This is a genomic window from Clostridium acidisoli DSM 12555 (assembly GCF_900176305.1).
Lineage (GTDB): Bacteria > Bacillota > Clostridia > Clostridiales > Clostridiaceae > Clostridium_I > Clostridium_I acidisoli.
In genome coordinates this window covers 46,350-73,030 of the sequence record NZ_FWXH01000012.1, presented here as the reverse complement: position 1 = coordinate 73,030, position 26,681 = coordinate 46,350, and the positions used below count along the sequence as shown (strand labels likewise).

The following is a 26,681-nucleotide window of genomic DNA, read 5'->3' as shown; positions in this document are numbered from 1 at the left end:
TCAATGCTAAACTGAGTAATTTACAGAAAAAAATCTAAAAAAAATAGTAGCCCCCACTGGCAGTTGGTTGCTACTATAATTTGTAGTTTATTAACCATTAAGTCCTCTTGATTGACGATCCATGTCTTCCACTACAATATCATATATTTCTCCTAATGAAGCACAATATTTCAATATTTCCCAAGGTTCATTAGTATGATAGTGAATTTTAATAAGGTCTTCATCACCTACAACAAGTAAGCAATCTCCTTTAAAATTATTAGTAAAAAAATCATTGATTACATCTTCATCAAGATTCTTTCCTTCAATCAGTAACTGCGTATCATATCTATATTCCAACATAATATTTCATCCTTTCAAATTTTTATAATCTTTTCCCCATTCACACATAGCACTTAGTATAGGCTGCATACTTTCTCCAATCTTAGTTAATCCATATTCTACTCTTGGCGGCGATTCTGGATAAACTTTCCTGCAGATTATTTCATCTCTTTCTAGCTCCCTTAATTGCATTGTCAATGTTTTTTGAGTAATATTATTTAATGTTCTTTGCAATTCATTAAATCTAATAGTTCCCCTTGATAGATGCCAAAGAATTGCTAATTTCCACTTTCCACTAAGTATGTTTATAGTTAAATTCATGGGACAATCTGATTCCAAATTAATTGATTTTGACATTAAATTCTTCTCCTAATACATTTTTATAACAATACATCTTGTATCTAATTGTCTTAATAATATCATTTTTCATATTACATATCAAATTTGTCCATAATCATTTTTCAAAGTAGTGCCCATGTTCCAGATCTGCGATAAGGGTAGGATGCATTGGCTTCCAACCTAAGAGTTTTTGAGTCTGTACACTGGATCTTGGGATGTCTATAGCTGCAATTGGCCCTAGAAAACCAAAGTGAGCAGTTGCCTCTTCGCTTGTAATACTGACTACGGGTAAATTTAGATGTCCACCGATTACATTTGCGATATCTCTGAATGGTATGGCTTCATCTCCAACCCCGTCCAGCTTTGATCCTGCTGGGGCAGCTTCCAATGCCAAACGAAAAAGTCGTGCTGCATCAAGACGATGCACCGCCGTCCAGCGGTTGGATCCATCTCCAATATATGCAGATAAACCTTTTGCACGTGCAATGTTGATCAATCGTGGAATAAAACCTTTATCGCCATCCCCATGCACAGACGGTGAAAGCGATACAACCGATGCCCTCACACCACGCTTTGCAAGCCCCAAAGTGGCGTTATCTGATGCAGTTCCATTTGCATGAGCTGTTGTCAAAAATGGCTTGCCAGTGCCCTCAAGCACTTCCCCTATGGCTTGAATTGCTCGTAAATCTGTGTCAAGAGAACCGGCAAAATCCGAAAAATCGTGTTTAAAAGCCAAATGAATAGTGCCATCCGCAACAGCAGCACCACTACGAAGGCTATCTAGATCATCAAGTGAACCTTGATGCACTTCAGCTCCAGCTTCCCTTAATTTTAATGCACCCTTGTCTGAACGTGTTAAACCAATGACTTTGTGTCCAGCACTTATGAGTTCCCTTACAACCTCAGAACCGATATAACCTGTTGCTCCCGTTACAAAAACACGCATAAAAAATCCTCCCTTAAACTTCAAAACTAATATTACAATTTACACTTTAGCAATATTGTAATTTGTAACATTGATAATATCATATAATTTTTAAAATTACAATATATATTTTTCGTAACTTGTCATTTCGAGTAATTAGTGAGTATAAATGTAAATAGCTAAAGCCCTTAACAATCCTACTCGGAAAGTCAAGGGCTAAAATTTCAGCTCACAATATTAAAGTTTTGTAAATCTCATGAAAATTCTAGTGTTATCTGTCACACTGTATTTATTTATTAGGATTCTTAAGTCCTCTTATTAGAAGATTTACAACAGATTCTATGTTTTGCTTTCTATTAGCATCTTCAAATGAATTTGGATGGATAAAAGTGCTAGTTGCAAGATATACAGCTATTGCCGCTTGCTGAGGAAATTCTTCAAAAAATATCCCCTCTGTAATACCTTGTACTATAATTTCTTTAATACTATTTATCCCGCCTTCTATACTTTTTTCTATTACATCCATTGAGCCTTGGGCGAGTTTAAGATAATTAGCAAACATCTCCGGATCATTAACGGCACTGCGCCGTTTTACTTCCGCGAAATCCTCAAGTAAACGAAAAAGTTTAATATCAGCAGGATTATCTTCTTTTAAAATATCCTTTGAAGAAACATGCAAGTTTGAAAGCCAGCGTTCTGTAACAGCATTCCAAAGATCAGTCTTTCCATTATAATATCTATAAAGTGCAGCATGGCTAACTTTTAATGATTTTGCTACGTCAGAAATATTCGCTTTTTCTGGCCCGAAACGTCGAATAACTTCTTCTGCTGCATTGAGTATTATTTCTTTATCTAATGAAATCTTATTCAAAGTCATCACCTCTCATAAAATGTTCCTCCTTATTTGATTTTTTAATTATATCACTGTTAGTTTTAGGTTTCAAATTACGTTAATTGTAACCAAAATAATAATTTAACTTACTGAAAAGAAATCCGAAAGGTTTCTATTCATTTTGCATCTCCATCCTAGCAGTTCCATTGATTTTCCTTCATATCAACATGATTCTCATCTTTAAATGATACACCTTCATCTAGTAGCAGAAATCGTTGTTCCGGCCAACCAGGTACCAACCTTCCAGCATGATTTACCACACGATGGCATGGATATTTCCCATAAAACTCTGCCCTGCTAAGAACCTTACCAACAAGCCGTGCATTTTTATCTCTGCCAATAAGTCTGGCAATTTGTCCATATGTAGATACTTTACCTTCAGGGATTTCTTCTACAACAGAAAGTATTTCATAAATTAGTTGTTCATTCATAATCTTTTTCATATATTCACCTGCCACATGAATCCATACTTGAAAATATTGTGATATCTTTGTACCGTACTCTAATAGTATATTATTTTATTCAAAGATGCCTTAAATATCAACACCTTCAAACAAGATCGAATGCATTTTATTAGCTAATTGTAAGTTATTTTCATTTTCTCCAAGCTCAAGCCACAATTGAAAGGATGTTAATACAAATGATGCATAATGACCACATATGTATTCGTTTGAAACATTATATTTACTTACAAAGTTGCTTTTATTTAAATAGCAAGAACAGCCTTCTATTAATAGTTTTTTTAATTCATCATATAAATCAACAGCTTCAGTATGTACATTAATCAATGCTTTTATAGTATTTTTTTTCTTTGAAAAAAGCTTAAGTACATCAACACCTACTTTAGTAAAATCATCTAAATTATTTAAATCAAATCTACTCTTAAGGTAAGGTTTAAATTTACTTATAATTTCTTCAACCATTTTATTAAGCAAATCATATTTATCACAGTAATGGTCATAAAAAGTTGAGCGACCAATTAATGCCCTATCGCAAATATTCTGAACCGTTATATTTTTAAAATCCTTTTCCAATAACAAGCTAGAAAAAGTATTTTTTATATTTTCACGAGTTTTTAACACTCTTAAATCAATTTTATCACTCACTCCAAAACCTCCATGACTATGTAATTCAACATAATTAATTTTACTACATATGGCTAATGTATTTAACATGAAATATAAAATATAACAATTAATTTAAGTGAAAGGTGTAAAATAACTTACATTTATGTGTGTTTGTGTAAGCTAAGCTGCAAAAGGTATGCAACTTAGTTGTATAAATGATAATAGATATCATTTATACTAGCATTAACGACAGCCTTCCATTAAAAATAAAGAGGAGTTGGTTTATATGAATAATATGAATGCTATTGCATGGTTATTACCAATAATTTTCATGATACATGATTTTGAAGAAATTATATTTATTAAAGTTTGGAGGAAAAGATATGAACATTATCTTGACAATTGTACAATGAAAAAAAAGCCCTATGCAGATTTTCGAAGTCCAGATGAGTTCTCAATTGGAGTAGAAATATTGTTTGTTATTCTTTCAATTATAAGTTTGTTTTCTGTTTTTTTTAATAATTATTATGTTTGGTATGGATTTTTATTCACAGTTATAGCACACTTTGTTATACTTCATTGTAAGATTTGTTTAGATTTTAAACACTATGTTCCAGGTATTGTAACAGCGATATTATTTTTGCCTATAACAATATATATTATGTATACTGCAACAATACTATTGAACTTTACAGCAATTGAAATACTCCTGTCTTGCGCTGGAGGTGCTGTATTCACATTTATAATTTTTGGTATCTTAAAGAAGTCAGAAAAGCATTTTGAAAGCTTTTTAATTAAGTATTCCAATGGCCAGAATTAAGGCATTGGAATACTGTGTCTCCTAATATCATAATTTCGAAATCCAACTTTCGGCTTCTGCAATATTCTTGAAGGTTCTAAAATTTTTTCCTTTGTTAGCCTCAATAATCATTTCCTTAAATCTATCATTGCACTTCATTACCTATGAACCTTCTTCTTGAAACAAAATAAGGAGGAGAACCGCCGCCTTTTTCTGGGCCCCTAGTTCTCCTCCATTATTTATGTAAATTATTAAGTTTTCATTTTACAAAATTGGAAATTTATCTGTACATTGCCTTAATATATCGTATATTTTTTATAATCAAATCTGATTTCCACCAATTCTTGCTAATGCTCCATTGTTCAGGATAATCTGTCCATGACCATGTTATCCCCCATGTACCATCTGATTCTTGAGTATTTAAAATAAATTCACATTCATAATCACATATCTCTTTATTCTCCAAATAAAAATCACTTGTTTTAGCACTTATAAATAAAGATGGTTTGCATACATAATCAACTGCCCACTTTGATTTGTCATACGTTACAACCTTTTGAATCTGTTTATGTAGTAGGCTACTGAATTCCTCCATATCTAAAAAATCATTCATTGAAATTTCTTTTATATATTCATATAATTCAACAAAGCAAGAAACAGAGTGCATAGATTCCATAGGAAAATGTACTTTAAAATAACTGTATGCTTCTTTAGCAAGTACACAAGCCAATTCAAAAAGTTTACTATTTTTATCTGCAAATTTTAATATAAAACCAATAAAACATGCTGTTGGATTATATGATATTTGCTCATTAGGCTCAAAATTCCACCAAGATGCATGAGGATAATCATTGTTAGTAACTACTGTATTTGACCATGTATGTCCATCAAAATCCTTTCCTGAAGACAAGTAATTCAAAATTCCTTGTATAACTTGGTGATTTTTATCCTTCAGATCTATCTCTTTAATTATTTTTGTAGCAACCCATGTTTGCACTGGAGATGAATTAGGATTCCAACAATCTGGCTCAAGTGCATTCCCAAATCCACCATCTTCATTTTGGTATGCAATTAATGCTGTCAGTATATCTTCTTTGCTTCCGTTTTCAAATAGATATTTCCATCTTGCTATATCAAGTGGTCTAGCATTCTTGTAAATAAAACTCCTAGCCTGTTCATATTCCATAATCAAATCTCCTTTAATCTTATATAATAAATTAATTATAGCATATATTTAAACATTATTTTACAATTTTACTTACTTTACTATTTACCTAATCTTTCAATTAATATGTTATAATAAATTTATGGAATATGTTCATCCTTGTAATTTATTATTCAACAAAGTCAATGTATATACTTTAGATGGAGAGTGATTAAATATGGATGTTTTTTCTTATGGCAATCCTTATCTTGACAACCTTTCAAAAAAATATAATTGTGCACAAATGCTCCATGAAACCTTTGATAATATCATTGTTCCAAGTTTTAAAGGAAAAGGAAAAACTATCTATCGTCAACGAGATGGACTTATAGAAGTATGTAATGTTAAATTTTCAAGAGATAATAGTAACGTTCATGCAAGGTTTTCTTTAAGTATAGAGATTGCTATACCTTCATTTTATGATTCATTGGGTATTAAGTATGAAAACAAATGTAAGTCAACTATATTTCTTACAGAACCAGGTACAATTATTGGTTGGAATAATGATTTGGCTAATTTTACATATCCTCTATATATGTTAGATTTATGGAATAGTCCGCTACTTCCCATTTCCCTAACTGAAAGCTGTAAAGATGAGAAGAAGGATTATTTAAAAGAAAAACTTGATAACAGGTATAATAAGCAGACTGGTAAAGGGTTCAATGAGGTTGTTGCTTCTGATATTGAAAATGTCATAATCAAATTTTTCAATACAATTCCTAGCGCTGAACAATTATTAAATCATATTGACAATGACATACCTAATGGATATATTGATGAAAAAATGATGTATCAGATATCACACCTTTATCACAGGTATGGGGAGCAGGAAAAAGCAAAGAAAATATTAAAAAGAATACAAAACGGTTTTTTAAAAGATTGGATTCTAGAATATGTTAATCATGCAGGAATTGTTTTATAGACTATTTTAATTAGTTGCTATCCTTAATTCACGCTATTCTTAAAGTTTTCATTATAAATAAAAATCTTGTTCTTCTTTTATCTTTGCATTTCTAAATAGATTTTTTAATTGACTATATGAATAATTAATAAAAATATCATATATAATACCTCCATATTTAAATTATTTATATACTTAACCATTATCTTTTTTAAAGGAAACTCCACACTATATTTTAAACATATTTTAATGCTAAATTATCCAATTCTGCTTTCAATTTTGAATTATTAAATTTAGCTGCAATTGGAGAAAATATCTCTATTGTTTCTTTGTCAGCCTCCATTTCAGCTAATATAATGGCAACATTAATAGAATGTGTCACATAATCTTCACCTGATTTTCTCTTTTGACCTTTATGAGCCAAGCAAGCCAAGTTATATGCCTTTTCTAACACTTTAAAATCATCAAATATTTTATTATCTTGAATACTTTCAATTAGGCACCTATATAATTCTTTTGGTTCTTTGTAATTTTCAGTTCCTTTTAAAAACATATTAGCATTTTCATATACTTTATCTTCATTCATATAACAATTACCTCCTTCAAACAATCTTTGGATATAAATAGCATGAATAAATGCAGGAGAAAAGCCATATTTTTTTCGAAAAGCTTTTGTAAATCCACTGTGGGTTTGATATCCGTACTCAACTGCTACATCAAGTATTCTTTTTCCTAACAAGGTATCTTCAGTAGCCCTAAGAAGTCTTCTTTCCTTTACATACTCCATAAGAGATACACCCATCTGTTCTTTAAATATCCTTGAAAAATGATATATGGAATATCCCATTTTTTTAGAGATGCATTCTACTGTTAATTTTTCTGTGATATTATTTTCAATATATTGAATACATAGAAGTATGACATCCTCATATTTCAATGCTCTCACTCCTTAATTCCACGTGGTAATTATACTATAAATCTATTTTTCATTTATTGCTGTTCCATTTTTGCTATCATAACAATAAATTTAAATCATTATATCATATACAAATTTTTATATTCACAGGATTTATCATCAATATTCTTCTTGGAACAACAGAAAAAGGAGCACCGCTTCCATCTGGACTTGGTTCTCCTCCGTTATTTAGATATATTATTAGGTTGTTATTTATATTAATTGATTCAATATCTCTATCTTTATTTATGATTATTTTTGAGATTAACATATGCAGTAATCTTTTCTGCTGCTCTCTTGTAATTCGCTCTGAAAGCATTTTATCAAATCTGGAAAGTATACCCTTCACAAATTTATAGGATCCCTCCTGTACGCTATCATCCAAAGTCAAGAATGAAAATAAACCATACTAATATTATCGTCTGCTGAGTTCCTTATTGAAGAAGGGAAATGGGCTCCGCCCAAGCCCCGCGCAGGATTACTTATGGTACGGTCACCGTATCAGTAGTAAGTGATAACACTTTTAACTGTTACACCATATGAGAAGAAAATTACTTACTAGGGATAAAATAAACTTATAGTATTTCTTTGATTTAGAATTAGATATCTTTAATTACAGCCTGTTCTAAATTCTTATACTCAACTATGTATGGACATTGTTTATTCATAAAAATACTAATCATTCTTGTTCATTTCCGCTAATTCTGTATATTTTATACCTGGATGAGTATATCTTCTTCTACTTTGTGTCTTGTTTTTGTAGTTTATTGCCTTATTGGGACAATATTGAATACATGCAACACATTGCTCGCAATGATGTTTAAAATATGGTCTATTATTATCATCTAAATCAATATTGCCTACAGGGCATACTTTTTTACAGATACCACAGCCAATGCAGTCTTGAGAAACATTATAATTTTTATCCATATTAGGAGTGAATTTAATTAAAATCCTGTAAACTATTTCTTGAAACGGCTCTGTGATAGACAATTTATTAGTTTCTTTGTTCTTTATTGATTGAATAATCTGAACCAAATCTTTTTGTGATTGTTTAGTTTCTTCTTCAAGAGTATCACGCATATCATATGCTACAACATAATTAGAAAACATATCAAGCATTTTGGCATAATGTAGGGTTATATTTTTTCTTTTTAACAAATGCTTTATATGAATAAGTGCGTTACCTTCATACTTACCGCAGGTTGTAACTGCGTAATAATATGTATTAGGATTGTTTTTTAGATTGAGGTTTAATATAAATTCACGAACTTTTTGTGGTTCTCCTCTAAAATAAGTTGGGTAAACAAATCCTATTGTTTCGTATCCTGATTGTAAGTCATAATGCTTACTGTTACCCATTGAAATAATTTCGCAATTTTCCATTTCCTTTGCAATATCTTTTGCCACTTTTAAACTGTTTCCAGTACCTGAAAAATAAAATACAATGTTTTTACTCATAGTTTAGCACCTCATTTTTTTATTTTGTTTATGTGCACACAAATGCACATATATGATTAACAAAAAGGTATTTCTGCCGTTTTTATTGCCTACTTAGATTTTGTAATTTCCAAAAGCCTTTTTAAGTTTTCTGTTGTTTCTTCAAATTTATCAAGGATAAATGTACTATTCACTTCATAAAATACATACCTGTTTATTTTGGTTTTACTAATAATTCCATAACGGCTCATTAAATCCAAGTGTCTTGAAATTACTGACCTGTCTTGTGTAAAATTTTCAGCAATTTCATTAACGCTTTTTTTTCCACTACTAGCAATATACACCAGTATTTTGCTTCTTACTGGGTCAAACAAAGCCTTATAAAAATCAAAATCAATGCTATCTTCAATAAAATTACCACATGCTAATGCGTTATGTTCGTTTCCCATTTTATCACCACCTTTATTATATGTGCACACTAATGCACATGTCAAGAATTTTTTGTATTTTTCTTCATTATTATATGCAAATTTTTATATTCACAGGATTTATCATCAGCTTTCTTCTATAAACAAAATAAGAAGGAGAACCTCCTCCATTATCATCTAGACTTGGTTCTCCTCTATTACTTAGATACATTATTAAGTTATCATTTATATTAAGCTCTATTGATTCTATATTTTGTTTAGTTTATGATACAATTACCTAATATTTAAACATCTTATAATCCCTTTAATATCAATGCAGTACTCACTTTATCATTTACTTATGGTCCGGTTCTCCATAACACCTATAACGTAGACTTCTTAAATTAATTAAAAATCGAAATTATCTGGATCAGGTCCTACTCTCAAATCTTGGTTTAAAAAATTTATCTTCTCTACTTCTTCATTAGTTAATTCAAAATCAAATATCTGTGAATTTTCTATTATTCTGCCGACCTTTGTGGACTTAGGAATAGTTATCACTCCATTTTGTATATCCCAACGTAATATAATTTGAGCAATAGATTTATTATGATTATGAGCAATTTCCTTCAGTATTTCATTATCAAGTAATTTACCAACCATAAGTGGTGACCATGCTTCAACTTGAATATCATTTTCTTTACAGAAGGCTCTAACCTTCTCCTGCGTTAAACGTGGATGAAATTCTACTTGGTTTATCATTGGCTTAATCTCTGCATCCTTCATTAAATTTTCAAGATGATGTACTTGAAAGTTACTTACTCCTATTGCTTTTACACGACCTTGTTTATATAAATACTCCAATGCTCTCCACGCATCTTTATACTTACCCTCTACAGGCCAATGTATAAGATATAAATCTAAATAATCAAGTCCAAGTTTCTTCAAACTTGTTTCATAAGCCTTTATTGTTGATTCGTATCCCAAATCAGCATTCCAAACCTTAGATGTTATAAATAGATTTTCCCTTGAAATGCCTGCTGCCTTCATTCCTTCAGCTATACCCTTTCCCATGCTTACTTCATTACCATAAATAGCTGCTCCATCTATACTTCTATAACCATTTTTTATTGCAGTCTTTACTGAATCAACTAAATTGGGGCTATCCTCTACTCTAAAAACGCCAAGCCCTAGCCATGGCATCTTTACACCATTGTTTAAAGTTACTGTGTTTTTTAAATTGTTTATCATATTATTTCTCTCCTTATAATTTATTTTAATACCTTTACCTTTAAAGCTTATCTTATAAAGCTCATAAATATTTTATCTTCTCTTTCATTTTCCTTTACATTATTTTTACCAGAATCAATAAATTTCAATATCCATGCCATATTCTTTCCTAAAACACTCATAATTTGCATTCCTTCTTCATCTTGCATAGCCTCTCCAGGTGTTGTACCATGAATTACATTCCAATAATTTGATGATGCCATTACCATCTCTGAATAATCGATATAGTTATTCAGCTGTTCAAATGTTGGAACACCACCGGATCTTCTTACTGCCACCACACTAGCCCCTAACTTATGTCTAAGCATTCTATTATGTGTTTATTATATGGCTCAATAATACAAGTAACAAGTACGTACTTTTTCGTTAGATTACTTACCTTTAAGTAAGATTTACTGTAATATCTACAGACAGATATTAGAATATTACCTTACTGAAAAGGGAAGAGACCTTACTAAAATCATTACCGTATTTATAATCATAACTTTTCTTGCCACAAAATACGATATGGAGAACCTCCTCCATCATTATCTGGGCCTCTAGTTCTCCTTCATTATTTAGATACATTATTAAGAAGTTCCACCTAAAGTTAAATACTGTTTAACAGAAGAAGGAATAACATTAATACCAATTCTTGAACTTATGAGCAAATGGGGTAATGAGCATATTAAAAAATAAGGTAGCTATATTTTTAATTTCCCAAAAATACTTTGCTACCTAAGGTAGCTCGAACTTGTTCAAGAATTTTTTTAATATCTGATTCATTTCCAGAAGTCAAAATCCATTTTAGTGTGGTTAGTACTAAAGAGGAGTAAAGGGTTGAATAGTAGTCCAATAAAGAACTGCCTTCAAAGTTATTATGAAGTATTAAGTACTGCATGAAATTCTTCTTTAATAAATCTTCAATATTATCATACAGGTTGAGCGTATTTGTTCTAATTTTCCATAAAGCAAGGATGGTCTTTCTTTGGTCATATAAATGCACATAGGCTTTGTAAATAGTAGAAAAAAGATCATTCTCTTTCTTATCATTAAAGCGTTCATTAATAAATAAAGCAGCATTTTTCAAAACTTCATCAACAAGTTGTTCTGCTAATTCATATTTGTCTGAATAGTATTTATAAAAAGTGGAACGATTAATTAAAGCCTTATCTAATATGTTTTGTATGGTAATTTCGTTGAATTCTTTTTCAGAAAGTAACTCAATAAATGTATTTTTAATATTAGCGCGTGTTTTAACTATTCTTAAATCTACCTTAGATTGCATAATTTACTTCTCCATTCTATAATCAATTACTTTAATTCCAAATTTGGGTATGGCTTATCTTTAATTATACATATTAATTTTAACAAAATAAAAGGCAACTATCATTAAAAAAATCTATTTTATATTGTTAAGCAACAAAAATCAGGAGATTTGTATATTATCAAATGATTCTTCATACTTTATTGGTTGTTAATTATTCAAAAAAAAAATAAAATAAGAACATACAAACGAGAATGCTTGTCAACAAATTTAAAAATAAAGAAGGGCGATGAATTTTATGAAAAATATAAAAGTAAGAAGAGACATATTCCCAGTTGGATTTTATGATGATATACATCCAGATTTTAGTGTTAATTTTCAGATGAACCGTTGCTATACTATGACAAATGATGATGTTATGCTTAAAGAAATGAGGGAAGTAAGCCCAAGCATTCATAATTATGAAGAATTTATTCAGAAATTCATAGAGCTATATACCAAAGCATTAAATGAAGGTCATAAATTAAGGGCTGCCTATTATCTAAGGACAGCGGAATTTTATATGACAGCAGCTCATCCTCAAAAGCAAAGCTACCGTAAACAGTTTATCTCACTAATGCAGGAATATTTTCATATAACTGATAAACAGACATATAAAGTTCCTTATGAGAACGGATTTCTTCCTACTTATCGCTTTACTCCAGAAAACCCAAAGGGAATAATTGTAATGTTTGGAGGTTTTGACAGCTACGTAGAAGAAATGCTTAAAATGGCTTTGTTCCTTAACGAAACTGGATATGATGTGGTATTTTTCGATGGACCTGGACAAGGTTCAGCTCTTGAAGATTATAAAATACCAATGACTCATGAATGGGAAAAGCCTGTAAAAGCAATATTAGATTACTTTAAGCTTGATGATGTAACATTATTAGGAATATCTTTAGGCGGTTATTTGACAATAAGAGCTGCTGCATTTGAAAAACGTGTACATCGTGTTGTTGCAGATGATATTCTTTCAAATTTTTATGAAGTAGTATTGAACACACTCCCTTTACAATTAAGAGATAAAGTAAATTCTCTTATGTCCGATGGAAATGAGGAAAAAGTGAATATTTTATTTGAAGACTTGATGAAGAAAAGTCTTATGGTAGAATGGGCAATAAATCAAGGTATGCGTATCACAGGAAGTAAGACTCCATATGAATTTTTGAGTAAAATTCTGCTCTACAATACATCTAAAATATCAGAAAAATTAGAGCAGGATGTTCTTCTGATGGCAGCAAAAGAAGATCACTATATCCCACTAAATCAATTTTTCGAACAAAGTAAATCTCTTACCAATGTGCGTTCTTTAACTACTCGTATGTTCACTAGAAAAGAGAATGCTCAAAACCATTGTCAATCAGGAAACTTAGGACTTGCTTTTGAGGTTATAGCAAATTGGATAGAACAAATACAAAAATAAAATATGCTGTCATTGCATTGAATTCATTGCAAGTAAATGTAATAAAAAACTGCAGGAATATTTAAGTTTTCTGCAGTTTCTTTGTTTATACGAAAAATAATAAATATAACATTCAAGAAACAAGCTGAATCATAAAGTAATACTCACATATTCTAAGTGCTTTTTTAAAGGAAACTCGACTCGCTGCGCTCCCTGAGTAAATTCCACTGACCAAATTGAAAATTTGGAGTGTCATTTATGGTACGGTTCACCGTAACGGGTATAACGTAGACTATTTTGATGTATGTCTTATAAACTATTATCCATATACACAAACTCATTAATATTTACAAGATATTGAGAATAATCAATAAGAATGATATTATAGCTTTGTAATAATATCATTATGTAATTATGAATCTAGCTGGGGGTGAATACTATGATTTTTGTTTTAACTCAAGATTATATTTTTAATGAAAAACTCTGTGCAAAGTCTGTAAATATGGACTTGGCGATGGTTGCGCAGAGATAAGGTCTTATCGCCATTAATTATTCATAATGCAGGCTTTGCTTTCTTAAATTTAAATATATATTTAAGGAGCTGAGCTTTATGAATTATGCAAAAGCAGAAACAATATTACCGGATAATTTAATTAAAGAAATTCAAAAATATATTCAAGGACAATATGTATATATTCCATCAGAACCGCAAAAGAAAAAAAAGTGGGGAGAAAATTCAGGTCATAGAGACTATATACAAAACAGAAATAAAGAAATACGTAGGAAATATGACCAAGGATATTCAATTGATGCTTTAGCAGAAGAATTTTTTCTATCAGTATACAGCATTAGGAAGATTATTTATTCTAAAAGTACATAATTTTATAGAGAAGCTCCTACACTTTATGATGAGTAGGAGCTTTTTACTGTGTTGTATAAAAAACTCTATAGAAATATTCTCGGTGTATAATTCCACAATATTAACTATTAAAATAAAAGCATAAGTGAAAATAATTATTCTCAAATGTTCTAATTAAGGGGGATAAACATATGGAACAAATCATTCAGGATATAAAAGCAACATTGATAAATTTTCAAGAAAAGTACAATCAAAGAAACTTTGATAATATACAAAGCTATGTTAAAGAGTTTTTTGTAGATGAAGAAGATACAAGCTTTATAGGTGCTGGACTAGACAGCTGGTGTTTTGGACTAGAAAAGATAACTAATATGATAGAGACCTATTGGGAAGATGAAAGTAACTATCTAGAAAAGATAGAACTAGATATTGATAAAGCTGTAATTAATGTAGAGAATTCAGCAGCTATAATAGCTCTTCATGGTAAAAACACAAGAAACATCAAAGAAGAAAAAGTATGTGAAGCTATGATTGCGCAATTATCGAAAACACTAAATAATGAAGATTTATCAAAATCAGATTTAATTAATCTTTCAGTTAAAATTACAGAAACTTTAAATCATATAAAAATGGGAGAAGAATATGTATTTCCTTTTAGAATTACCATAGTTATGGTTAACGATGGCTTAAAATGGATGATAAAGCATATGAATCTTTCTTACTGTGCAGGTGATTTAAATATGTTAAACAATGAAAATATTGATGATAAATATAAAACCATTCCTATAGATAATAAAGATAGTATAGAAGTAAGAGAAGTTCAAGAGGTTCTAAAAACTTTACAAGAAGCTTATGATAAACGTGATGCCAGCTTAGTAGATAGTTATGGAGAAGAATTGCTTGATAATAATGAGCTTACCTCTATAATTGGAACAGATTCAGGAGAAGTTTTCTACGGCTTTAATGAAGCAAAAGAATTATTAGAATCTGATTGGAAGTATTGGGGCGATTTTAATTTAAACAGAGAAAATTCTTTTATCTCTATTTTAAATAATATAGCAGTAGTTTGTTCAAAATCATTAATAAAATTTACTTGGCCTGAAAAAAGGGTTTGCTCATGGCCTAAAGGTGCTCTGGAATACTATTTTAAAGAAAATAAAACAAATACAGAATTACTAAATTTAATGCTAGTATCTATCAATAATGCATTACATACGCTTCTAATTGAAAATAATAAAAGTACTCTTTCTATGAGATTTGTTGGAGTATTAGTAAAGAGAGAAGGAAAGTGGAAATTTAACCATATGCATTTCTCAGATTGTGTTGATAATACACCAGCTAGACTTGAAGATTAAGTAAAAAACCTAGATAATACAACTACTTATCTAGGTTTTTTTGATGATATGAGAGTATGTAAATAATTTTGTGTATTCTCTCTTTCTTTGTAACCTTGTCTAGTCTATGTTATTTATGGTACGGTTCACCCTTCATTATCCTATAACCTCTATAAACCTGCTCCAAAAGAATTACTCTCATAAGCTGATGTGGGAACGTCATCTTTGAAAAACAAAGTTTGTAGTTTGCACGATTTAAAACCGGCGATGAAATTCCTATTGAACCACCTATTATAAAGCATAAGTTGCTATCGCCCCTTACTTCTAAATCTTTTATAAAGCTAGATAATTCTTCAGATGATAACATTTTACCCTTTAAATCTAATGCAACCACATACATATTATCTTTTACATACTTTAAGATTCCAAGACCTTCTTTTTCTTTTATGATTTGCTCATCTTTTTCTGATGCATTGTCAGGAGTTTTTTCATCTTGGACTTCTATTATATTAAGTTTGCAATACCTAGATAATCTTTTAGAATATTCATCTATTGCATCTCTTAGAAATTTTTCTTTTATTTTTCCCACTGTGATTACGGTTATATTCACTTTATTTCTCCTTAAGCCACTGACTTTTACTAGCTTTTTCTTTTAATGTTTTAAGCCTTTTTATAGCCTCAATAAGGGTTTCATCTTTTTTTGCGAAATGAAATCTTATTAAATTATTTACATCTTCTTTGAAAAAGCTTGAGCCTGGTACTGCAGCTACCCCAACTTCTTTTATTAGCCATTCACAAAATTCATTATCACTTCTATTTGTGAATTCGGATATATCTACCATAACATAATAGGCCCCTTCTGGTTTTGTATATTTTAGTCCTGCTTCATCAAGACCTTTTAAAAACAAGTCTCTTTTCCTTGTATAAAGTTCTCTAAGCTCTTCATAATACGAATCTGGAAGTGAGAGACCTTCTAATACTGCTGCTTGAAGTGGTGCAGCTGCTCCAACAGTCAAAAAATCATGAACCTTTTTGGCATTTTGGATTATATGCTCTGGTGCAATAATATACCCAATTCTCCAACCAGTTATAGCATAAGTTTTTGAAAGCGAACTACAAGCAATAGTTCTTTCAAACATTCCAGGAAGTGATGACATATAAATATGCTCATAAGGTTTCATTACAATATGTTCATAAACCTCATCTGTAATTACAAATGTATCATATTCTTTTGCAAGCTCGGATATAAATTGAAGTTCTTCTAGTGAAAAAACCTTACCTGTAGGATTTGATGGATTGCACAATATAATTGCTTTTGGTTTTTGTTTAAAAGCATTAATTAGTTCCTCCTTATCAAATTCAAAGGTTGGTGGTTTTAATGGAACATATATTGGCTCTGCTCCAGAAAGTATAGCATCTGCTCCATAGTTTTCATAAAAAGGTGAAAAGACTATTACCTTATCCTTTGGATTGCAAACTGTCATCATAGAAACCATCATTGCTTCTGTACTTCCACAAGTTATAACAATTTCTTTATCTGGATCAATATCTATACCCATATATTTTCTTTGCTTTTTTGCTAACGCTTCTCTTAATTTTTGTGATCCCCAAGTAACTTCATATTGATGTGGTCCGTCATCTGCAATTTTTTTTAATGCTTCAGTTATTTCCTTTGGCGGGTCAAAATCAGGAAAACCCTGTGACAAGTTTATTGCTCCATACTTGTTTGAAATTCTAGTCATCTTTCTAATTACCGACTCTGTGAAATTACTTAATCTACTGCTTATTTCTGGCATAATTAATACTCCCCTTCTAAAATATTTTAATACCTCTGTTTAAAAACAAATAATTAAGTTCGTATAAGCTGCTTTTAGTGACTTAGTTTCTTCATTAGGAATTCTCCTATAAACTGAACAATATTAACAATTATAAGAAGTATGATTATTGTAACTACCATTATATCTGTTTTAAAGTATTGATATCCGTAACGAATTGCAAAATCTCCAAGTCCACCACCACCAACAGTACCTGCTACTGCGGAATAACTTATTAAATTAATAATTGCAATTGTAAGTGCATAAACTACGCCTGGGAGGCCTTCTAAAATTAAAACCCTAAAAATTATTTCCATTGGACTAGATCCCATAGATTTTGCAGCTTCTATAACTCCACTGTCTACTTCTAAAAGTGTTGATTCAATTTGCCTAGCAATGAAAGGCGCTACTGCAAATATAAGTGGTACTATTGCTCCAATTGTTCCAATAGTTGTACCAACTATAAATCTAGTAACCGGAGTAATTGCAGTTAAGAGTATAACAAATGGTATAGCTCTTAAAATGTTTACCACTGTCCCTAGTATCGAATAAACCATTTTATTTTCTAAGATGTTTCCTTTTCTAGTAACAACTAATGCTACTCCTGCTGGTATTCCAATAATTGCTCCAATAATCCCTGATACTGAAACCATATAAAGCGTATCTACTAAGGCTTGCCCTAGCTCTTTATAATATTGAAAAACATTTGGCATTAATTGATTTAAAAAACTAATCATTTGCAATCACCTCCACAGTAATGTTGTTACTTCTTAAAAATTCTATAGATTTATCTATACTCTCCTTACTTCCATTTAGTTTTACAACCAAGTTACCAAAAGAAGTTCCTTGTATAAATTCAATATTTCCAAATAAAATGCTTGCAAGTACACCATATTCAATTGATATTTTAGATATAAAAGCTTCTGCAGTATTCTCTCCAACATAAGATATTTTTACAGTAAGTTCAGAATTCTTATCGCCCTTTGTAAATTCCTTCGAATCCAATACGTCATATATTTTATCAAAATTCATTGTATGAGATATAAATTCCTTTGTTATGTTAGCCTTTGGATTTGAGAATATATCTATAGCACTTCCTTGTTCCACAACCTCACCATTTTCCATTACAGCAACTTTATTGCATATATCTTTTATTACTTCCATTTGATGAGTTATTATTACTATTGTAAGATTTAGCTCTTTGTTTATGGTTTTTAAAAGTTTTAATATTGATTGTGTATTTTGTGGGTCCAATGCTGATGTAGCTTCATCACAAAGAAGTACTTCTGGATCATTTGCAAGAGCTCTTGCAATTCCAACTCTCTGCTTTTGTCCACCACTAAGTTGTGAAGGATACACATATGCTTTATCCTCTATTCCAACTAGCCTTAAGAGCTTAGACACCTTTTCTTTCATCTCTTCCTTGGATAGTCCTTTACCTCTTAAAGGATATTCAATATTTTTAAACACATTTCTACTATTCATAAGATTAAAATGCTGAAAAATCATCCCTATCTTTTCTCTACTATGCCTTAAATCCTTAGTGGAAAGTGTATTTAAGTCCACATCATTTACTATTACTTTACCCGTATCCGGTTTTTCAAGTAAATTTATACATCTTACTAGTGTACTTTTACCTGCACCACTATATCCAATTATTCCAAATATATCTCCACTTTCAATCTTTAAGTTTACATTTTTCAGAGCATTCACAGTTGTTTTCTTGGTTTTGTATGTTTTATTAATATTTTCTAATATTATCATATATCTAATGCCTCCTATTATAAAATAAAAAAAACTCCTAATAAATAGGGGTTTTTTTAATCCCCCTATCTTCCAGAACTCAGTTCTGCTGGAATTAGCACCTTCACTTTTTAAGTATGGTTGCTGAAACGTCATTAGGCCAGTCCCTCAGTTTCTCTTGATAAGGCTTTATTAAATTTTCACTTTACTTAATAGACTTAGTTTTTTCCACAACAATGTTTGTATTTCTTACCACTTCCACAAGGACATGGATCATTTCTTCCTATTTTGCTTTTATTGACTACAGTTTTTGAATTTTTCCACTCTGTATGTATTTCTTTTCTTTTTTCCTTTGAGAAAACACCTTCCCATTGTGGAAGTTCATATAGATAATCAGCTTTTGCATCAAGCATATTAAAGTACAATTTTTCAAGGTCAACTTTAAGTTCTATTTCATCATCTTTAGTAAGTTTTTCTAAATCCATTGATTCAATAAGACTTTCATTTATACCATCTAAGAATCCTACAAAGAATATTACTGAAGTTTCATATTCTGCTGCTAAGTCTTCAACTTTACCTTTTATATTTTTTTTGTGATTTCCTAATAATTTTGTATATATTCTAGTTTCTATACTTCCGTATTCTTCCCAAAAAGCTGCTTCTCCTTTAGTTTTCACATAGTCAACCACCATGTCAGTCCATTCTTTATATAAGCCCATACTTATTTCTCCTTCATTCTTGTGTTATTTATTTTTTTATTTTTTGAAGTATATCGTTTTTACCAAAAGGCTGCGATACATCATAATTTCCACCTAATGTTTCGATATCCTTGTTTTCAATTTGAATTTTGACTTTTTTTATTGAAGACAGTTGAGTTAGAGAACTTGAAATACTTTCTAATGTTGCTTGTTCCTTTACCGGTGTCATAGTAACTTCTGCATCGCTACTTAAATTTACATATGCAATTCCATTGTTAATGGAAAAGCTAAGTAATTTTGTGTTTTTAGGTAAAATTGGTTTATATCCACTTTGAAGCGAAGGTCCCTTAATTAACTCATTAACAATTAATTCTCCTATAAGCTCTTGCTTTTGTATTAGTCTGTCCTCTTCACCAATCTTCACATTTTTTTCATCTTGTGAATTATCAAAATACAAATTTAAATCAATTGCCTGCCCTTTTTCTTTGTACAATTTTACATTTTCAACTTGCTGATCAGAATTTGAACTGCTTAAATTGCTACTTTTGCATGCACTTAACAAACCACTACAACATATTAGTAAAATAATAGCACCAGAAACCATAGTTTTTTTCATAAGCTTACTCCCCTTGTAAGAAGGCTAAAAATCAAGATAAACACTTGGCATATCTCTCTTCGCCATAGTAACTACTATATCTTTTTCTATATTTATTCCATTGGAATTTAATACGTTAACTACTGTCTTAAAGGCTAATTCCGGATAATTATTTGTTTTACTTAGATGTCCTAATGCAATCGTCTTTTTTTTATTACCCATTATATCTACAATTGCTTTACCACAATCTTCATTAGATAAATGTCCTACATTACTAAGTATTCTTCTCTTTAAGCTATATGGATAAGGTCCAAATTTCAACATTTCTACATCATGATTACTTTCTAGAAGTATTACATCTGCATCCTTCAATTCCTGCTTAACTTCTTCTGAAAAATATCCAAGATCTGTTGCAACACAAACCTTCTTATTTTTACACATTATAGAATAACCTGAAGGCATAACTGCATCATGTGGTATTCTATATCCTACTACATCAAGATCCTTTATGTTTACAGCTTTTTCATCAATAACCTTAATATTATGCTCTTTTATTTTTCCTATATTCGTCATCATACTATTCCAAGTTAAATCATTGGCATATATAGGTATGTCGTATTTCCTTGATAGAACTCCAACGCCTTTTATATGGTCTATATGCTCATGGGTAACAAATATTCCATCTATATCATTTGGATTTTCACCTATATCTGATAAAGCCTTTTCTATATGTTTCCCTGGAAGACCTGCATCTATAAGCACTCTTGAATTTTCTGAGGCTACAAATATACTATTACCACTGCTTCCACTATAAAGTGAACAAAATCTCATGTTTTTCTCCTCTAAACTTCTATCTTACCCTTACATAGACTCTCTTCTTATATCTGCTCCAAGAGCCTTGAATTTGTTTTCTATGTGTGGATATCCTCTATCTATATGTTCAATAGAAGTTACCTCCGTTGTACCTTCTGCAATAAGTCCTGCAATAACCATAGCCGCACCTGCTCTTAGATCAGTAGCTTTCACTATAGCTCCTGTTAGTTTGGAAACTCCATCAATTATAGCAACTCTTCCTTCAACCTTAACACATGCACCCATTTTCTTTAATTCGTCTATGTGTTTAAATCTACTTTCCCATATGCTTTCATTAATTATACTTCTGCCCTTAGCAGTACAGAGTATAGTACTCATTGGCTGCTGAACATCCGTTGGAAACCCTGGGTATGGGAGAGTTTTTATATTTACACCCTTTACGGTTTTATTGGATTTTACGGTTACAGAATCATCTTGTTCTATTACCTCTGCTCCCATTTCCACTAACTTTGCAGATATTGATTCCAAATGCTTCGGTATTACATTGTTTACAGTTACACATCCGCCACAGGCTGCTGCTGCTATCATATATGTACCAGCTTCTATTTGGTCTGGAATTACACTATAATTACATCCAGTAAGTTTTTCAACTCCTGTTATTCTTATAACATCTGTTCCGGCACCTTTTATATTTGCTCCCATTGTATTTAAAAAATTGGCAACATCAACTACATGAGGTTCCTTTGCCGCATTTTCAAGTACAGTTGTTCCCTCTGCTAAAGTTGCTGCAAGCATAACATTTATTGTTGCTCCAACACTAACAACATCAAAATATATATTGGTTCCGATAAGTCTATCCGTCTCTACTATAACAGTTCCATGTTCTATTTTTACATTGGCTCCTAAAGCTTCAAAGCCTTTAATATGTTGATCAATAGGTCTAACTCCAATAGGACAACCACCAGGTAAATCTACCCTTGCTTTTTTAAATCGGCCTAGTAAAGCACCGATTAAATAGTAGGAGGCTCTCATATTTCTAACGTCTTCAGTATTGGCATTTAAGTTAACTAGTGTAGTACTATCAATAGTTACAGAATCCTTGACTCTAGTAATTTTACAGCCGAGGCTTTCCATAATTCTTTCTTCGCATTGAATATCTTCTATCTCAGGTATATTATCAATCACACATACATTTTCACTGGCCATAATAGCAGCAGGTAAAATTGCTACAGCTGCATTCTTTGCTCCACCTATGTCAACGCTTCCAAAAAGCTCTTTACCACCATTTATAATTAACTTGTCCATTCCCTTATCCATCCTCACTATATTTATATATAAATTTCACATAATTTCATTTTAAATAGCCACGATTTATATTATAGCATAATTATAGTTTTTTTAAAATTAAATTTCAAATATAAAGGCTATTTTATGCCCCTTTACAGGAATTTTTATTATCCCCCTAAAAGTGCTCATATTTATCTTCCTAAACTTGCTATATTCTAAGGTATATCATAACATATTATCCAAATTTATTTGTATAATAAATCTGTTTATGTGTTATAATTAGTTTATCAATATATTAGCGTGGGGGATTATAATGAAATATTATTTAGTTGCACTATTTGATAAAGATTCCTATTCATTTGTAGAAAACATACAAAAATCAATTTGTAGAAAATATAAATTATACAGAAAATTACCAGTTTTACATATAACACTTGAAGTTATTGATGACCCTGATTTAGATGAATTAGATAAAATTGTGACTAACTTTATTAAACCTTACAAGAAATTCAAGGTAGAATTAAATGGTGTTATATGTTTTGAACCTCCATTTAAATCTGTAAATCTAAAAGTAGAACACAAGGGTTACATAATGAGAATTGCGAGGAACATAAATGACAAACTTAAATTAACGAACTTTAATGTTAGACAAAATATAGATAATTGGGATTTACACGTTTCTCTAGCAAATACAAACTATGCAACTAGGAAATGGTCTTCAGAGGAATATAAGATTGCCTGTGAAAATACAAAACAACTTGATCCTCAAAGGATGGCAAAAATTGATAGAATTGAACTTTGGAAACCAATTAATAACAAAAAGACAATGACTGTGAAAAGTTATGTGTTAAAAGAATACTGACTTCTTTTATTCTACATATTGACATATGTTTTTATGAATAGTATATTAATGCATAAAGTTAGATTTTTATAAAAACTATGAAAGGGAAAAGTAAGTAGTTCCTAATTCTTAAAGAGAGTAAGTATTTGCTGAAAGCTTACAGATGCGAACTACTGAAGATCACCCTGGAGTTGCAGGCTGAATTTTAGTAAGCTGAGCCGGAAAGCCGTTAAATTCATGAGTACATATTTTTGGGTGGTACCGCGAACAGACTTCGCCCCAAGCTAGGGGATTAGTCTGTTATTTTTTTATAAAAATTTATTTTTATAATATTTATTTTACAAGGGGGCTTTTTAAAATGAACAATTCTTACGTAATTTACAATGGCAAAATCGTTCCAGAAAGTGAGGTTAGCATAAGCATTAGAAGTAAAGTTTTTAATTATGGTCTAGGTTGCTTTGAGGGCATTAGAGCTTATTATAGCGAAAGGGAAGATCAACTTTATGCTTTTAGAATAGATGATCATTACAAAAGACTTTTACAATCTTGTAAGGCTCTTAATATAAATATACCTTACACAGTTGAAGAACTTTCTTCACTTACCTTGGAACTTTTAAAGAAAAATAATTGTAAGACAACCACTTACATTAGACCTGTAGCTTACAAAGGCGGAGAAGGTATTGGACCTACTTTACTTGATGATGACAATAGACTAGTAATTTATACTCAGCCATTAGGAAGTTACACAGGAAAAACCGAACTTAGCGTTGCTGTAACTTCTTGGCAAAGACTTGAAGATAATATGCTTCCTCCTAGAACTAAAGCAACTGCAGCATATCTTAATTCAGCACTTGCTTCTCTTGAAGTAAAGAGCAAAGGTTATGATGAAGCTATATTCTTAACTAATAATGGCCATATTTGTGAAGGTCCTGGAGAAAATCTATTCATCTTCAAAAAAGGAAAGTTAATAACACCTCCACCTAGTGATAACATACTTGAGGGAATTACTAGAGAAACTGTTATGGAACTTGCTGAAAAAGAATTAGGTTTAACCGTAGTTGAAAGAAGTATATCAAGAAATGAATTATATGCTTCTGACGAAGTTTTCTTCAGCGGAACAGCTATGGAAGTTACGCCTGTAATTTCAGTAGATGACAGAGTAATTGGAGATGGAAAAGCTGGCGAAGTTTCTAACAAAATTAAAGATTTATTCTTTGATATTACTACAGGTAAAAATCCTAAATATGCTGATTATTGTAGACCTGTATATTAGGATCTATAATACTACTATTTGGGGGTTATACAAATGAGAAAAGAAAAATTTAAATTTGGAAACTCTAGTTTTGAGGTTTCCGTTGATGAAGAAAACTTACTTGATGTAATAAGAAGCAATCCGTTTGAGCCTGGTAAAACAGAAGATGAAATCATTACAGATGCACTTTATAATCCAACAGGTAGTCCTAGATTAAAAGACATTGTAAACCCAACAGACACAATTTGTATAGTAATTTCAGATGCTACTAGAGCTTGGCAAAGACCTCATAAATTCTTGCCCAAGATTGTTGAAGAATTAAATCGTGGCGGTATAAAAGATGAAAACATAACTTTTCTTTCCGCCCTTGGAACTCATAGAGAACAAACTCCAGAGGAACATGAAATGCTTCTAGGTTCTGATTTATATAAACGCTTTAAAGTTATTGATCATGATTGTCATGATAAAAACAACTTAGTTTACTTAGGCGAAACAAGTTATAAAACACCTGTGTGGATAAATAAGATTGCTATGGACAGTGACCATATTGTTATTACAGGTGCAATTATATATCACTTTCTAGTTGGTTTCTCAGGTGGAAAAAAATCTATTTTACCAGGAATTTCAAGTTACGAAACAATTATGGCTAATCATCACCTATCTTTGTCTAACGGACTTGGTAGCGGGTCAAATCCATTAGTTAGATCTGGTAGCATTGTTGATAATCCTATTCATAACGATATGATGGAAGCTGCTGCTTTAGTAAAACCATCTTTCATGTTTAATGTTGTCATGAAACCAGATGGTACTCTTGCTGGTGCAGTAGCTGGGGACTATATTAAAGCACACAAAGCTGGAAGAGATCTTGTTAGTAGAATAGATGGAGTTTCTATTAGTAAAAAAGCTGATTTAATAATAGGCTCTGCTGGTGGATACCCAAAAGACATTAATTTATATCAGTCAATAAAGTCTGTGATAAACATGAGAGAAGCAGCCAATGAAAATGCCACATTAATCTTCATTGCAGAGTGTAGCGAGGGACTTGGTGAAGATAAGGGTCTTCAAGATATAGTTTTAAATTATGACTCGCTTTTAGATAGAGAAAAAGCTCTCAGAGAAGACTATAGTATTTCAAAATTTGTTGGTTATTACTTTTGCGAATGTGGTGAAAAATATGATTTTATAATGGTGTCTGATTTAGATCAAGCTTTAGTGGCAAAAGCAAATATTAAGGTTGTTAAAACTTTAGAAGAAGCCCTTAATTTGACTTATGCAAAAAAAGGCAAAAACTTAAAAACAATCTTAATGCCTCAATCTGCTAACACTTTACCTATTATAGATAATATTTAACATTGATAAAATTTATTTAACTTGATTTACACAAAAAGGAAGTTAATGGTTTGTATGCGTTTCCCATTAACTTCCTTTTTCGTATTATATAATAGTATTTCCTTGTTATATAATAGGATTTTATGGTATTTGGTCTATTTTATGTCAATTCTGACTATTAAAATATTAAGAATTTATATAAAATTTTAGTGTAATCGTTTCACAAACTTTTAATATTCTTAACTTTAATATAAAATATATACTATATATTAAACTAGAGTAAAAGAAAGGCGGCTTATTAATGGATCTGAAAAAACTATTCGATTTGCAACGAGAATTAGATAGTACAATATCAAAAGAACACCATTTAGAAGAGGAAACGTTATTTTCAAAGAAAGCCCTAGCTCTTCAAGTTGAATTTGGAGAACTTGCAAATGAAACTCGATGTTTTAAATATTGGAGCAATAAAAAACCATCTCCTAAGAATATTATTATAGAAGAATATGTTGATTGTCTCCATTTTATACTTAGCATTGGTATTGATAAAGATTTCGAGAATATTGAGCTTTCACAGTCTTGCTCCTTAAATAAAACCACAGATCAGTTTTTGGATTTATTTATAGACATGAATGATTTTTTAATTTGTTCATCTATTGACCATTACATAACTCTTTTTGAAGATTTCTTAAGTCTTGGCATAAATTTAGGTTTTACAGATAAAGAAATCGAAGATGCTTATTTAAATAAAAATGCTATAAATCACCAAAGACAAGCGACTGGTTATTAATTTTAATATATAAATTTTGTACATACTTTAGTTAATATTCAAGTTATTTTTGCATAAGGTAAAATTTTGCCCTATGCTTTTTTATATTGCTTTTAATAT

30 protein-coding genes, 2 pseudogenes, 1 riboswitch and 1 other annotated feature are annotated in these 26,681 nt (G+C 30.8%); of the genes and pseudogenes, 10 read left to right on the top strand and 22 right to left on the bottom strand.

The window, feature by feature from the left end; genetic code table 11:
* Positions 1–90: 90 nt before the first annotated feature.
* From B8978_RS13705 to B8978_RS13680, 6 genes are all read right to left on the bottom strand, one after another.
* Positions 91–342 (bottom strand): kinase to dihydroxyacetone kinase, encoded by a 252-nt coding sequence (locus B8978_RS13705; protein WP_084116607.1) that lies wholly within the window; start codon positions 340–342, stop codon positions 91–93.
* Positions 343–348: 6 nt separating this feature from the next.
* Positions 349–678, bottom strand: coding sequence for a winged helix-turn-helix transcriptional regulator (locus tag B8978_RS13700; RefSeq protein ID WP_084116606.1), 330 nt, complete (start codon positions 676–678; stop codon positions 349–351).
* Between the two features lie 97 nt (positions 679–775).
* On the bottom strand, positions 776–1,606 hold the full coding sequence (locus B8978_RS13695; protein ID WP_084116605.1) for an SDR family oxidoreductase: 831 nt from the start codon (positions 1,604–1,606) through the stop codon (positions 776–778).
* A gap of 268 nt (positions 1,607–1,874) precedes the next feature.
* The gene (locus tag B8978_RS13690; RefSeq protein WP_242950565.1) at positions 1,875–2,462 is read right to left on the bottom strand and encodes a TetR/AcrR family transcriptional regulator; all 588 of its coding nucleotides are present in this window, start codon (positions 2,460–2,462) and stop codon (positions 1,875–1,877) included.
* 149 nt (positions 2,463–2,611) lie between these two features.
* A complete protein-coding gene (locus B8978_RS13685) occupies positions 2,612–2,920 on the bottom strand; it encodes an MGMT family protein (RefSeq protein ID WP_084116604.1) in 309 nt (102 codons plus the stop codon).
* A gap of 90 nt (positions 2,921–3,010) precedes the next feature.
* On the bottom strand, positions 3,011–3,583 hold the full coding sequence (locus B8978_RS13680) for a TetR/AcrR family transcriptional regulator (RefSeq protein WP_242950563.1): 573 nt from the start codon (positions 3,581–3,583) through the stop codon (positions 3,011–3,013).
* Between the two features lie 247 nt (positions 3,584–3,830).
* Between B8978_RS13680 and B8978_RS13675 the strand changes: the two genes are divergently transcribed.
* A complete protein-coding gene (locus B8978_RS13675; protein ID WP_084116603.1) occupies positions 3,831–4,364 on the top strand; it encodes an HXXEE domain-containing protein in 534 nt (177 codons plus the stop codon).
* Positions 4,365–4,623: 259 nt separating this feature from the next.
* Here B8978_RS13675 and B8978_RS13670 read toward each other — a convergent pair whose 3' ends face one another.
* Complete coding sequence (locus B8978_RS13670; protein ID WP_084116602.1) at positions 4,624–5,529, bottom strand: hypothetical protein; 906 nt, start codon at positions 5,527–5,529, stop codon at positions 4,624–4,626.
* 196 nt (positions 5,530–5,725) lie between these two features.
* Between B8978_RS13670 and B8978_RS13665 the strand changes: the two genes are divergently transcribed.
* The gene (locus B8978_RS13665; RefSeq protein WP_084116601.1) at positions 5,726–6,469 is read left to right on the top strand and encodes a DUF4304 domain-containing protein; all 744 of its coding nucleotides are present in this window, start codon (positions 5,726–5,728) and stop codon (positions 6,467–6,469) included.
* Positions 6,470–6,683: 214 nt separating this feature from the next.
* Here B8978_RS13665 and B8978_RS13660 read toward each other — a convergent pair whose 3' ends face one another.
* The 6 genes and pseudogenes from B8978_RS13660 to B8978_RS13635 form a co-directional block, all read right to left on the bottom strand.
* Positions 6,684–7,394, bottom strand: a complete 711-nt coding sequence (locus B8978_RS13660; protein ID WP_242950562.1) for a helix-turn-helix domain-containing protein — start codon at positions 7,392–7,394, stop codon at positions 6,684–6,686.
* Between the two features lie 94 nt (positions 7,395–7,488).
* Complete coding sequence (locus B8978_RS13655) at positions 7,489–7,752, bottom strand: hypothetical protein (protein ID WP_242950561.1); 264 nt, start codon at positions 7,750–7,752, stop codon at positions 7,489–7,491.
* Between the two features lie 326 nt (positions 7,753–8,078).
* A complete protein-coding gene (locus B8978_RS13650) occupies positions 8,079–8,864 on the bottom strand; it encodes an EFR1 family ferrodoxin (protein ID WP_084116599.1) in 786 nt (261 codons plus the stop codon).
* An 89-nt stretch (positions 8,865–8,953) separates the two neighbouring features.
* Positions 8,954–9,292: an ArsR/SmtB family transcription factor gene (locus B8978_RS13645; protein ID WP_084116598.1), complete on the bottom strand. Its 339-nt coding sequence runs from the start codon at positions 9,290–9,292 to the stop codon at positions 8,954–8,956.
* Between the two features lie 366 nt (positions 9,293–9,658).
* Positions 9,659–10,498 (bottom strand): aldo/keto reductase, encoded by an 840-nt coding sequence (locus B8978_RS13640; protein WP_278326945.1) that lies wholly within the window; start codon positions 10,496–10,498, stop codon positions 9,659–9,661.
* A gap of 50 nt (positions 10,499–10,548) precedes the next feature.
* Positions 10,549–10,857: pseudogene (locus B8978_RS13635) on the bottom strand (flavodoxin family protein); the annotation flags it as partial.
* Between the two features lie 256 nt (positions 10,858–11,113).
* Here B8978_RS13635 and B8978_RS13630 point away from each other — a divergent pair.
* Positions 11,114–11,218: pseudogene (locus B8978_RS13630) on the top strand (winged helix-turn-helix transcriptional regulator); the annotation flags it as partial.
* 13 nt (positions 11,219–11,231) lie between these two features.
* On the opposite strand, the gene B8978_RS13625 reads toward B8978_RS13630, so the two are convergent.
* Positions 11,232–11,807, bottom strand: a complete 576-nt coding sequence (locus B8978_RS13625) for a TetR/AcrR family transcriptional regulator (protein ID WP_084116596.1) — start codon at positions 11,805–11,807, stop codon at positions 11,232–11,234.
* 277 nt (positions 11,808–12,084) lie between these two features.
* On the opposite strand from B8978_RS13625, the gene B8978_RS13620 reads away from it, so the two are divergent.
* The 3 genes from B8978_RS13620 to B8978_RS13610 all read left to right on the top strand — a co-directional run bounded on the left by B8978_RS13620 (position 12,085) and on the right by B8978_RS13610 (position 15,444).
* Positions 12,085–13,251 carry an alpha/beta hydrolase gene (locus B8978_RS13620; RefSeq protein ID WP_084116595.1) on the top strand — a complete coding sequence of 389 codons (1,167 nt, stop codon included), beginning with the start codon at positions 12,085–12,087 and terminating at the stop codon, positions 13,249–13,251.
* 589 nt (positions 13,252–13,840) lie between these two features.
* The gene (locus B8978_RS13615; RefSeq protein ID WP_084116594.1) at positions 13,841–14,110 is read left to right on the top strand and encodes a CD3324 family protein; all 270 of its coding nucleotides are present in this window, start codon (positions 13,841–13,843) and stop codon (positions 14,108–14,110) included.
* A gap of 170 nt (positions 14,111–14,280) precedes the next feature.
* On the top strand, positions 14,281–15,444 hold the full coding sequence (locus B8978_RS13610; RefSeq protein WP_084116593.1) for a hypothetical protein: 1,164 nt from the start codon (positions 14,281–14,283) through the stop codon (positions 15,442–15,444).
* A 109-nt stretch (positions 15,445–15,553) separates the two neighbouring features.
* Here B8978_RS13610 and rlmH read toward each other — a convergent pair whose 3' ends face one another.
* The 8 genes from rlmH to B8978_RS13570 all read right to left on the bottom strand — a co-directional run bounded on the left by rlmH (position 15,554) and on the right by B8978_RS13570 (position 22,391).
* Positions 15,554–16,033 (bottom strand): 23S rRNA (pseudouridine(1915)-N(3))-methyltransferase RlmH, encoded by a 480-nt coding sequence (gene rlmH / locus B8978_RS13605; protein ID WP_084116592.1) that lies wholly within the window; start codon positions 16,031–16,033, stop codon positions 15,554–15,556.
* Position 16,034: 1 nt separating this feature from the next.
* A complete protein-coding gene (locus B8978_RS13600) occupies positions 16,035–17,219 on the bottom strand; it encodes a pyridoxal phosphate-dependent aminotransferase (RefSeq protein ID WP_084116591.1) in 1,185 nt (394 codons plus the stop codon).
* A 74-nt stretch (positions 17,220–17,293) separates the two neighbouring features.
* Positions 17,294–17,974 carry a methionine ABC transporter permease gene (locus tag B8978_RS13595; protein ID WP_084116590.1) on the bottom strand — a complete coding sequence of 227 codons (681 nt, stop codon included), beginning with the start codon at positions 17,972–17,974 and terminating at the stop codon, positions 17,294–17,296.
* Positions 17,967–19,001 (bottom strand): methionine ABC transporter ATP-binding protein, encoded by a 1,035-nt coding sequence (locus B8978_RS13590; RefSeq protein ID WP_084116589.1) that lies wholly within the window; start codon positions 18,999–19,001, stop codon positions 17,967–17,969. Before B8978_RS13590 ends, B8978_RS13595 begins: the two co-directional genes overlap by 8 nt.
* Positions 19,002–19,063: 62 nt before the next feature.
* Positions 19,064–19,168, bottom strand: a riboswitch (SAM riboswitch).
* Positions 19,169–19,198: 30 nt separating this feature from the next.
* Complete coding sequence (locus B8978_RS13585) at positions 19,199–19,699, bottom strand: SEC-C metal-binding domain-containing protein (protein WP_084116588.1); 501 nt, start codon at positions 19,697–19,699, stop codon at positions 19,199–19,201.
* Between the two features lie 28 nt (positions 19,700–19,727).
* Positions 19,728–20,294 carry a GerMN domain-containing protein gene (locus B8978_RS13580; RefSeq protein ID WP_084116587.1) on the bottom strand — a complete coding sequence of 189 codons (567 nt, stop codon included), beginning with the start codon at positions 20,292–20,294 and terminating at the stop codon, positions 19,728–19,730.
* Between the two features lie 24 nt (positions 20,295–20,318).
* Positions 20,319–21,104 (bottom strand): MBL fold metallo-hydrolase, encoded by a 786-nt coding sequence (locus B8978_RS13575; protein ID WP_084116586.1) that lies wholly within the window; start codon positions 21,102–21,104, stop codon positions 20,319–20,321.
* A gap of 30 nt (positions 21,105–21,134) precedes the next feature.
* Positions 21,135–22,391, bottom strand: a complete 1,257-nt coding sequence (locus B8978_RS13570; protein WP_084116585.1) for a UDP-N-acetylglucosamine 1-carboxyvinyltransferase — start codon at positions 22,389–22,391, stop codon at positions 21,135–21,137.
* A 295-nt stretch (positions 22,392–22,686) separates the two neighbouring features.
* Between B8978_RS13570 and B8978_RS13565 the strand changes: the two genes are divergently transcribed.
* The 4 genes from B8978_RS13565 to B8978_RS13550 all read left to right on the top strand — a co-directional run bounded on the left by B8978_RS13565 (position 22,687) and on the right by B8978_RS13550 (position 26,582).
* Entirely contained in the window at positions 22,687–23,235 is a 549-nt protein-coding gene (locus B8978_RS13565) for a 2'-5' RNA ligase family protein (RefSeq protein ID WP_084116584.1), read from the top strand.
* Positions 23,236–23,303: 68 nt separating this feature from the next.
* Positions 23,304–23,499 (top strand) — a binding site (T-box leader).
* Positions 23,500–23,572: 73 nt separating this feature from the next.
* Positions 23,573–24,487, top strand: coding sequence for a branched-chain amino acid transaminase (locus tag B8978_RS13560; RefSeq protein ID WP_084116583.1), 915 nt, complete (start codon positions 23,573–23,575; stop codon positions 24,485–24,487).
* Between the two features lie 33 nt (positions 24,488–24,520).
* Positions 24,521–25,816, top strand: coding sequence for a lactate racemase domain-containing protein (locus tag B8978_RS13555; RefSeq protein WP_084116582.1), 1,296 nt, complete (start codon positions 24,521–24,523; stop codon positions 25,814–25,816).
* A gap of 280 nt (positions 25,817–26,096) precedes the next feature.
* A complete protein-coding gene (locus B8978_RS13550; RefSeq protein WP_084116581.1) occupies positions 26,097–26,582 on the top strand; it encodes a dUTP diphosphatase in 486 nt (161 codons plus the stop codon).
* Positions 26,583–26,681: the final 99 nt, after the last annotated feature.